10 protein-coding genes and 1 pseudogene are annotated in these 8,520 nt (G+C 65.6%); 3 read left to right on the top strand and 8 right to left on the bottom strand.

Going from position 1 to position 8,520, the window contains the following annotated elements; genetic code table 11:
- The 3 genes and pseudogenes from ACLHHB_RS03840 to ACLHHB_RS03830 all read left to right on the top strand — a co-directional run.
- A pseudogene (locus ACLHHB_RS03840) lies at window positions 1-158 on the top strand (ABC transporter permease); the annotation flags it as partial.
- Between the two features lie 4 nt (window positions 159-162).
- Window positions 163-1,113, top strand: a complete 951-nt coding sequence (locus ACLHHB_RS03835; protein WP_410216962.1) for an ABC transporter permease — start codon at window positions 163-165, stop codon at window positions 1,111-1,113.
- Entirely contained in the window at window positions 1,110-1,670 is a 561-nt protein-coding gene (locus tag ACLHHB_RS03830) for a hemerythrin domain-containing protein (protein ID WP_410216961.1), read from the top strand. The genes ACLHHB_RS03835 and ACLHHB_RS03830 overlap by 4 nt, the downstream gene beginning before the upstream one ends.
- Before the next feature lie 33 nt (window positions 1,671-1,703).
- Here the strand turns inward: ACLHHB_RS03830 and ACLHHB_RS03825 are convergent, their stop codons facing one another.
- From ACLHHB_RS03825 to ACLHHB_RS03790, 8 genes are all read right to left on the bottom strand, one after another.
- Window positions 1,704-2,648, bottom strand: coding sequence for an AEC family transporter (locus ACLHHB_RS03825; protein ID WP_410216960.1), 945 nt, complete (start codon window positions 2,646-2,648; stop codon window positions 1,704-1,706).
- Window positions 2,645-3,463, bottom strand: coding sequence for an MBL fold metallo-hydrolase (locus tag ACLHHB_RS03820; RefSeq protein ID WP_410216959.1), 819 nt, complete (start codon window positions 3,461-3,463; stop codon window positions 2,645-2,647). Before ACLHHB_RS03820 ends, ACLHHB_RS03825 begins: the two co-directional genes overlap by 4 nt.
- Entirely contained in the window at window positions 3,460-4,257 is a 798-nt protein-coding gene (locus ACLHHB_RS03815; protein WP_410216963.1) for a TatD family hydrolase, read from the bottom strand. Before ACLHHB_RS03815 ends, ACLHHB_RS03820 begins: the two co-directional genes overlap by 4 nt.
- 3 nt (window positions 4,258-4,260) lie before the next feature.
- Complete coding sequence (locus ACLHHB_RS03810; protein WP_410216958.1) at window positions 4,261-5,373, bottom strand: DNA polymerase III subunit delta'; 1,113 nt, start codon at window positions 5,371-5,373, stop codon at window positions 4,261-4,263.
- Window positions 5,370-5,966: a dTMP kinase gene (tmk, locus tag ACLHHB_RS03805; protein WP_410216957.1), complete on the bottom strand. Its 597-nt coding sequence runs from the start codon at window positions 5,964-5,966 to the stop codon at window positions 5,370-5,372. The genes ACLHHB_RS03810 and tmk overlap by 4 nt, the downstream gene beginning before the upstream one ends.
- Window positions 5,966-7,120 (bottom strand): D-alanyl-D-alanine carboxypeptidase family protein, encoded by a 1,155-nt coding sequence (locus tag ACLHHB_RS03800; RefSeq protein WP_410216956.1) that lies wholly within the window; start codon window positions 7,118-7,120, stop codon window positions 5,966-5,968. The genes tmk and ACLHHB_RS03800 overlap by 1 nt, the downstream gene beginning before the upstream one ends.
- Before the next feature lie 86 nt (window positions 7,121-7,206).
- The gene (locus tag ACLHHB_RS03795; protein ID WP_410216955.1) at window positions 7,207-7,776 is read right to left on the bottom strand and encodes a thymidine kinase; all 570 of its coding nucleotides are present in this window, start codon (window positions 7,774-7,776) and stop codon (window positions 7,207-7,209) included.
- Window positions 7,777-7,879: 103 nt separating this feature from the next.
- On the bottom strand, window positions 7,880-8,520 hold a 641-nt coding region (locus tag ACLHHB_RS03790), incomplete at its 5' end, for a helicase-related protein (protein ID WP_410216954.1).

Raw genomic sequence — 8,520 nt, 5'->3', positions numbered from 1 at the left:
CGGGGCAGCTGATCTCCAACATGATCGCGTCCCACATGACCGGGACGCTGAACTGGTCGATGGCGGCGGCGCTGGCCGCGCTGCTGCTGGGGGCGGTTCTGGTCCTTTACTGGCTTTACGACCGCCTTGTCGGCATCGACAATCTGAAACTGGGGTAGACCGATGGCTGTTCCGACCTATGCAAGCCCGCTGGAGCGCGTCTGGCATTATGCCTATCTGGCCATCTGCGCCGCGATCTTCTTCTTTCTGATCGCGCCGATTGTTGTCGTCATCCCGCTGAGCTTCAACGCGGAACCGTATTTCACCTTTACCGAAAGGATGCTGAGCTTCGATCCCGAAGGTTACAGTCTGCGCTGGTATCGCAGCCTGCTGACCTTCGGGATGCAGAACCCTGATGCGACCGGCTGGGCCTTCTGGTCGGATGCCTGGAACAACGCGAATTGGGTGAAGGCGGCCAAGAACTCGATCATCATCGGGGTCTTCTCGACCATCGTGGCGACCGTGCTGGGGACGATCGCGGCACTGGGCCTGTCACGCCCCGAAATGCCGTTCCGCCGCGCGATCATGGCGATCCTGATCTCGCCGATGATCGTGCCGCTGATCATCACGGCGACGGGCATGTTCTTCTTTTATTCGAACCCGTGCGAACTGTTGTCGCTGATCGGGCTGAACCCGGAATGCGGCCGGCTTGCGGGCACCTATCTGGGGGTGATCCTGGCGCATGCCACGCTTGGCATTCCGTTTGTCATCATCACCGTGACGGCAACACTGGTCGGGTTCGACCAGTCGCTGAACCGCGCGGCGGCCTCTCTCGGGGCCAATCCGCGGGTGACCTTCTTCAAGGTGACCATGCCACTGATCCTGCCGGGCGTGATCTCGGGCGCGTTGTTCGCGTTTGTCACCTCGTTCGACGAGGTGGTGGCGGTTCTCTTCATCGCAGGTCCCGACCAGCAGACGATTCCCCGCCAGATGTGGAACGGCATCCGGGAACAGATCAGCCCAGCCATTCTGGCGGTGGCGACCTTGCTGGTGATCTTTTCGATCGCGCTGCTGACCACGGTCGAAATCCTGCGTCGCCGGTCCGAGCGTATTCGCGGCGTGACCCCCAGGTGACGCCCGAAGAACTGGAAGACGGAGCCGCGCGCCCTGCACCCCCGGATTTTCCGGGACTCACCCGGTCGCAGCAGGCGCATGGCCGGCGTCTGGCGGCGATCCATGACATGTACCGAGCCGAACTGGCGGCAGTGGCCGAACTTCTGATGCACATCCGCGCCCATAGGGCCGATGCGGCGGATCTGGCGCCTGCGGTGTCAGGCACCCGACTGGCGCGGAACATGGCCCTGTTCGGCACCGCTTGCGGGCGCGACTGCGCGCTGCTGCAGAACCATCATGACATCGAGGAACAATGGATGTTCCCGGCCATCGCACAGCGTGCGGGACCTCCCTTGGCACCCGTGCTTCAACGCCTGATCGCCGAGCACAAGGTCATCCACCGGCTGATCCACGAGTTGCACGAGGCGGCCGAAGCCCTGGTGGCCGAACCCAGCCCAGCCGCCATGGACCTGTGCACAGAACGTTTTCAGCGCTTGGACCAGGCGATCCGGTCGCATTTCGGTTACGAGGAAACGGCGCTGGAAGGTGCGCTCGGCGCTTATCGCGTGCCGATCTGATCGCGGGCCGCACGGTGCTGCGTCATGGCGAGGTCAGGGCAGCACAGACAGCCACATCCACACCGTCACGACCGACGCCGCCGTTCCCACAAGCACGCTGGAGGCCGCCACCCGTCGCGCCGAACCATAGATATTGGCGAAAAGATAGGCGTTCACCCCCGGTGCCATGGAAGCAGTCACCACGGCCGAACGCATCCCGCCCGTGTCGAGGCCAAGAAGCGCACCCGTCCCAAAGGTGATGGCCGGATGCAGGATCAGGCCGCAGGCGCAGCACATGGCAATGGTGGCCATGTCGCCTTCGGGACGATAGCGGTACAGAACGCCGCCCAGGCCGAACAGCGCTGCGGGCAGGGCGGCACGGGCGACCATGTCGATCGCGTCCCAGAACCCCTGCGGCATGACGAGACCCCCCTGCATCAGCAGGTTCATCGACAATCCCAGCAGGATCCCGATCACCAGTGAGGTCCGCAGCACACCTGTCAGCGCACGCAGCGCCACGCGCCCGACCGACAGGCCCGAGCCGCGGGCCCGCGTGAACTCCATCACCGTGATGCCGAAGGTATAAAGCAGGGGAGAGTGGAGCGCGATGATCGCCCAGTTTCCCGCAAGGGCGTCCGCCCCATAGGCGCGTTCGGTGATCGGGATGCCCAGCAGCAGCGTGTTCGAGAACAGGCAGACAAAGCCGATCGCCACGCAATCGACGGAGGGCCTGCGGAACAGATAATGCGCACCCGCCCATCCCGCCGCAAAGCTGGCGAAGGCGCCGGCATAAAAGGGAATCAGCAACTGGGGCCGGAATTCGGCACCCAGGTCCAGTCGGGCCATCGATGCAAAGAGCAACGTGGGCACCGCGAAGTTCTGGGCAAAGTTCATCAGCCCGTCCACGGCGCTGGCCCCGAACCAGCCGCGCCATGTCACCAGATAGCCAAAGCCCACGACCAGAAAGACAGGCAGGATGATCGTGAAAAGGGCGCTCATGCCGCCGAGGGCAGGTCAGGTGTTTCGACCGGGGCCTCGATCACCATGCCGTCAAAGGCGGGCTCGACATGCGATGGCGTTGTTTCGGCGACCGTGGCATAATCCATGTCGATATGCATGTTGGTCAACACCGCGCGGGGGCTGCCCGCGCGCGCGATCCATTCCAGCGCCAGCGCCAGATGCGCATGGGTCGGATGCGGCTGCGGTCGCAGCGCATCGCAGACAAAGACGGGCGCACCCTCGATCAGCGGCCAGGCCGCGTCCGGGATGTCCGACACGTCGGGCAGGTACACGAGGCCGCCAATGCGAAAGCCGAGTGATGTGATCTCTCCGTGCTGGACGCGGAAGGGGATCATGGTGATATCGCCGCCGGGACCGCTGATCACGATCCGATCCTTGATCATGTTCAGTTGGCAGATGGGGTCGTAAAGACTGCCTTCAGGCGTTTCGAACACATAGCCGAAACGATCGACCAAGGCCTCGGCCGTGGGGTCGTCAGCCCAGAGGGGCAGCATCCGGCGGGCGTTGAAGACCACCTGGCGGAGGTCATCGATGCCATGGACATGATCCGCATGGGCATGCGTGTAGACCACCGCGTCCAGTGTCGCCACGCCTGCATCCAGCAGCTGCGGCACAAGATCGGGCCCAGTATCGATCAGCACCTGCGTTTTGCCGTCCGGGCCGTCCCGCTCGACCAGCAGCGAACAGCGGCGGCGGCGGTTCCGCGGATTGGCCGGGTCGCAGGTGCCCCAGCGGTTGCCGAGCCGGGGGACACCCCCGGACGAGCCGCAGCCCAAGATCGTCGCGCGGATCATGACGCAGCCTTCCAGAACAGACGGTCGAAATTGGCCGAGGTGCGGGCCGCGAACGCGGCATAGTCAAGGCCGAAGACCTCGGCCCCGACGGCGGCCGTCTTGGCAACAAAGGCAGGCTCGTTCCGGCGGCCGCGATGGGGCGGGGGTGCCAGATAAGGGCTGTCGGTTTCGACCAAAATACGGTCAAGGGGCGTAGCCTTGAAGATTTCGCGCAGATCGGCCGAGCGCGGAAAAGCCGCAATGCCCGACATCGACAGATAGAAACCCAGATCCAGCGCCGTCCGCGCCAAGGCGGCAGTCGAACTGAAGCAGTGCATCACGCAGGAATAGGCGCCGGCACGGTATTCCTCGCTTAGGATGCGGGCCATGTCGTCATCGGCATCGCGGGCATGGATGATCAGCGGCAGGCGGGTCTGGCGGGCGGCCTCGATATGGATGCGCAGGCTTTCCTGCTGCATCGCGGCACTTTCGGCAGTGTAGTGGTAATCGAGACCGGTTTCGCCGATGCCCACGAATTTCGGGTGATCGGCAAGGGCCACCAGTTGGTCGACGGTGGCCATGGGCTCGTCGGCCACGCTCATCGGGTGGGTTCCGGCGGCATAAAAGACACCGTCATGCGCCTCGGCCAAGGCGCGGACCGCAGGTTCCTGGCGCAGGCGGGTGCAGATGGTGACCATCCGAGTGACGCCTGCGGCGCGGGCGCGGGCAATCAGCGCGTCATGCTCGCCATCGAAATCGGGGAAATCCAGGTGACAGTGGCTGTCCACGATCGGCGGAGGGGCCGCGTCTTGCATCATTCAACCTCGGTTGGGCGGGGCGGAGGCAGCGGGCGGCAGCTGCGCCAGTTCCAGCACCATATCCATCACCAGCGCCGCAGGGTCAAGGTTGACCGCCCGGCCTGTGCGGGCCCGTGCCGAAAGCCGTGACTGCGCCTCGGCCCAGATGCGGGCGGCGTGGTCGTCGGGCGACAGTCGCGTCATCAACGCACCTTCACCCCGCGCGGCCTGGGGCAGGGGGGCGCCCATCAGGCCCGCCCGCGCCATGCGTGTCAGGAACCGGTCGAGGACGGTGATGGTCAGGTCGAATGGATCACCGTCAGCGCCCGCGCGGCCGGTGGCGTTGTCGGCAAATTTCGCGGCCGCCAGCCGGTCCATCCGGGGGAGCGTGGCAAACAGGTCCACCAGATCCTGGTAAAGGTCCAGGCCGCCCTGACCCGCCAGCCGCAGCGCCTCGCCGACCGAGCCGTCGGACAGGGCAGCGAGCGCCTCGGCGTCCTGATCGATGCCCATGTCGGCCAGGATCCCTGCCATCGGCCGTGGCTTCAACGGCGCCAGCCGCAGTGTCCGGCAGCGCGAACGGATGGTGGGCAGCAGACCTGCCGGCTGATGGGCAATCATCAGGATCAGGGCATCGGCGGGCGGTTCTTCCAGCACCTTCAGAAGGGCATTGGCCGCGGCGACATTCATGTCGTCGGCGGCATCGATGATGGCGACGCGGCGGCCGCCCTCGGCGGCGGACAGGTGAAAGAAGGACAGCAGCCTGCGGATCTCGTCCACCGTGATCTCGGCCCGCAGGCGACCTGTCTTGTCGTCCCAAGGGCGGCGGATCAGCTGAAGCCGCGATTCGGACAAGGCCGAGATGCGTCGCAATTCCGGGGCAGAAGGATCGACCGAGAGATCGGTGTGGCGTGATCCGCTGAGCAGCCAGCGGGCAATGGCCCAGGCCAGCGTGGCCTTGCCCACGCCGCGCGGACCGGTCAGCAGCCATGCATGGTGCAGGCGCTGCCCCAAGGCTGCCTCGGTGAAGGTCGCAATGGCGGCATCCTGTCCGATCACGCGGGTGCTGTGCCGTGGATGCGGGGCACCCGGCACGCGGTCTGCTTCGGGAATGTCCTGGACTTCGGTCTTCACAGCGCGCTCCGCACGCGGGCTGCGACCTGATCGGGTGTTCCCCTGCCGTCGATCAGCCGCACCCGCGCGGGATATTCCGCGGCCAATGCGCGAAAGCCCTCGGCCAGGCGTTCCTGGAACTGCAGGCCCAGGCTTTCGAACCGGTCCTCGGACCCGCCGCGGGCCGCGCCGCGCGCGAGGCCGGTGCGCGGTTCAATGTCGATGACAAAGGTTCGAGCGGGTTCGATGCCGATCATCAGGTCATGGAGACGGTCGACGATCGCGCGCAGATCCCCGCGCGCGGCGCCCTGATAAACGCGGGTGCTGTCGGCAAAGCGATCGGTGATGACCATCCGTCCGCCGTCCAGCGCCGGGCGAATGCTGCGTTCCAGATGATCGCGGCGGGCAGCGGTGAACAGCAGGCACTCGGTTTCGGGCGACCAGCGCTCGCCAGTGCCCTCGACCAGCAGGCGGCGGATCTCCTCGGCGCCGGGGCTGCCGCCGGGCTCGCGCGTCAGCAGGACATCCTGCCCCTCGGCCCGCAGCGCCTCGGCAAGCAGCCGGGCCTGGGTGGACTTGCCGCAGCCATCGATACCTTCGAAACTGATCAGCATCAGCTGCCGGCGGCGCGGATGGCGCGCTGGCCCAGATGCATCACCGCACCCTTCATGCGGCCCACCAGCCCTGCCTCGGGCACATCCGAAGTGGCAAGAAGCGGGGTCACCGTGTCCCGCGTGCCGGGGATGGTGACAACAAGCTGGCCCACCTGGTCACCCTTGGCAATGGGCGCGGGGATTGGAGAGGAGTACACGACCTCGACCTTGACCTGATCCTGTGCGCCCGCGGGCACCAGGACATTGACGCCGTTGCGTGTCGTCAGGCCCACGCGGCTGGTGGTGCCCAGCCATACCGGCGCCTGCAGCACGGTCTCGCCTGCCGGGACAAGGCTTTGCATGGTGAACTGCCGAAAGGCCCAGTTGACGATCCGCTCGGACTCTTCGGCCCGGGCGCGGTCCGAGGGCAGGCCGCTGATGACAAAGATCACCCGGCGCCCGTCCTGGACCGCCGAGCCGACAAGGCCATAGCCCGCTTCTTCGGTGTGGCCCGTCTTGAGGCCGTCGGCCGTCCAGTCGCCCCCGCCGATGCGCAGCAGCGGATTGCGGTTGTTCGCGTTCGAAGGCACCCGCCCCTTGTAGGTGAACGCGGTCATCGCGAACTTCTTGTAGAGCTCGGGGAAGTCGGTGATGAGATGCTCGGCCAGAACGCCCAGGTCATGCGAGGACATGCGGTGGTCCGGATGGGGCCAGCCGGTGGAATTGGCGAGATGGGTCTGGGTCAGGCCGATCTCGGCGGCACGCTGGTTCATCTGGCGGGCAAAGGCTTCTTCGGTCCCTGCAAGCCCCTCGGCCACCACGACGCAGGCGTCATTGCCGGAGTTGATGATGATGCCGTGGATCAGGTCCTCGACCGTGGGACGGTCGGCAGGCTCGACGAACATCTTCGAGCCGCCCATCTTCCACGCCTTTGTCGAAACGGGGAAATCCGTTTCCATGGTGACCCGGCCTTCTTCTAAGGCTTCGAACAGCATGTAGAGCGTCATCAGCTTGGACATCGAGGCGGGCGGAATGGGCGTGTCCGCGTTCTTTTCCATCAGCACCGTGCCGGTCTGGACATCATAAACCCAGGCTGCCGTCGCGTTGGTGTCAAAGGCTTGCGCGGGTGCCGCGAAAGCCAGCACGGCTGCGATCCGAAGCAGGAATGCGCGCATGATATGTTCCCTTGCCTGTTTGTCCGGATGGTTACATCAACCCCCGTCGCCCCGCAACGGGCACAACCGATGCGCGTAAAACGTGATCAGCCGCCCACGGCTTCGCGCCAATGCCTGCGGCACAGCGAGACATAGGTTTCATTGCCGCCCACCTGAACCTGCGCGCCTTCGGTGATGACCTCCCCTTGTTCGTCGCGGCGGATGACCATCGTGGCCTTGCGGCCGCAATGGCAGATGGTCCGCACCTCGCGCAGGTCATCGGCCAAGGCCAGCAGCGCGGCGGAACCCGGAAAAAGCGCGCCACGGAAATCGACCCTCAGGCCATAGCACATGACCGGGATCCCCAGGTCATCGGCAACGCGGGCCAGTTGCCAGACCTGCCCCTCGGTCAGAAACTGCGCTTCGTCCACGAAAAGACAGGCACAGGGGCGGTGGTCACGGGTCAGGGCGAAAAGGTCGGTGTCCGCGTCAAAGGCAACGGCATCTGCGCCGATGCCGATACGGCTGGCGATACGGCCCGGACCGGCCCGGCTGTCCAGCGCCGCTGTCAGCAGCAGCGTGTCCATCCCGCGTTCGCGGTAATTGTAGGCCGCCTGCAGCAGCAAGGTGCTCTTGCCGGCGTTCATTGTGGAATAGTGGAAATAAAGCTTGGCCATGACCGCGGGCCTTAACGCCGCCGCATCTGACGGACAAGCAAAAGCCGCAAGGGATTTCCTTGCGGCTGTTCTGTTTAATGCCCCAGGGGCGTGCCGCCGGTGATCAGGCCTGCCGGCTCTTGGGCTGGCGCGAGGGACGACGGGCGGGACGCTTGTTGGCGCCGCCGTCCATCGGCTTGCCACGACCGCGCTGCGGGCCGCCTGCAGGGCCCGCCGCAGCGGCGGCCGCCGCCGAAGGGACTTCGCCGCCGATGACGGGGATGGTAGACTTCATCGCCTTCTCGATCGCGCGCAGTTCGCCCAGTTCTGCCGGAGAGCAGAAGGCCACGGCACGTCCGTCACGGCCTGCACGCGCAGTGCGGCCGATCCGGTGAACATAGTTCTCCGGCACGTTGGGCAGGTCATAGTTGTAGACATGCGCGACCTCGGGAATATCCAGGCCACGCGCCGCCACGTCGGTTGCGACCAGCACCTTGGTTTCCCCCTTGCGGAAGGCTTCCAGTGCGCGTTCCCGCTGGCCCTGCGACTTGTTGCCATGGATCGCGGCAACGGCAAAGCCCCATTTTTCCAGCAGCTTGGCCAGCTTTTCGCAGCCGTGCTTGGTGCGGCCGAAGACCATGGCCAGTTCATTCGTGTGCTTGGACATGTATTCAGCCAGCAGGGTCGCCTTGTCGCCCTGGGTCGTGAAGTGCACGCCCTGCTCGATCTTCTTGGCGGCCTGGCCCGGAGGGTTCACGGCGACCT

This window comes from Paracoccus sp. (in: a-proteobacteria) (genome assembly GCF_046462195.1).
In the GTDB taxonomy this organism is placed as follows: domain Bacteria; phylum Pseudomonadota; class Alphaproteobacteria; order Rhodobacterales; family Rhodobacteraceae; genus Paracoccus.
Note: the sequence above shows the minus strand (reverse complement) of the source record. Positions and strands in the feature narration are given on the sequence as shown.

Coding starts and splice junctions, on each gene's coding strand:
- ACLHHB_RS03835 (WP_410216962.1), top strand. CDS start 163: ATGGCTGTTCCGACCTATGCAAGCCCGCTGGAGCGCGTCTGGCATTAT.
- ACLHHB_RS03825 (WP_410216960.1), bottom strand. CDS start 2,648: ATGAGCGCCCTTTTCACGATCATCCTGCCTGTCTTTCTGGTCGTGGGC.
- ACLHHB_RS03820 (WP_410216959.1), bottom strand. CDS start 3,463: ATGATCCGCGCGACGATCTTGGGCTGCGGCTCGTCCGGGGGTGTCCCC.
- ACLHHB_RS03815 (WP_410216963.1), bottom strand. CDS start 4,257: ATGCAAGACGCGGCCCCTCCGCCGATCGTGGACAGCCACTGTCACCTG.
- tmk (WP_410216957.1), bottom strand. CDS start 5,966: ATGCTGATCAGTTTCGAAGGTATCGATGGCTGCGGCAAGTCCACCCAG.
- ACLHHB_RS03800 (WP_410216956.1), bottom strand. CDS start 7,120: ATGCGCGCATTCCTGCTTCGGATCGCAGCCGTGCTGGCTTTCGCGGCA.
- ACLHHB_RS03795 (WP_410216955.1), bottom strand. CDS start 7,776: ATGGCCAAGCTTTATTTCCACTATTCCACAATGAACGCCGGCAAGAGC.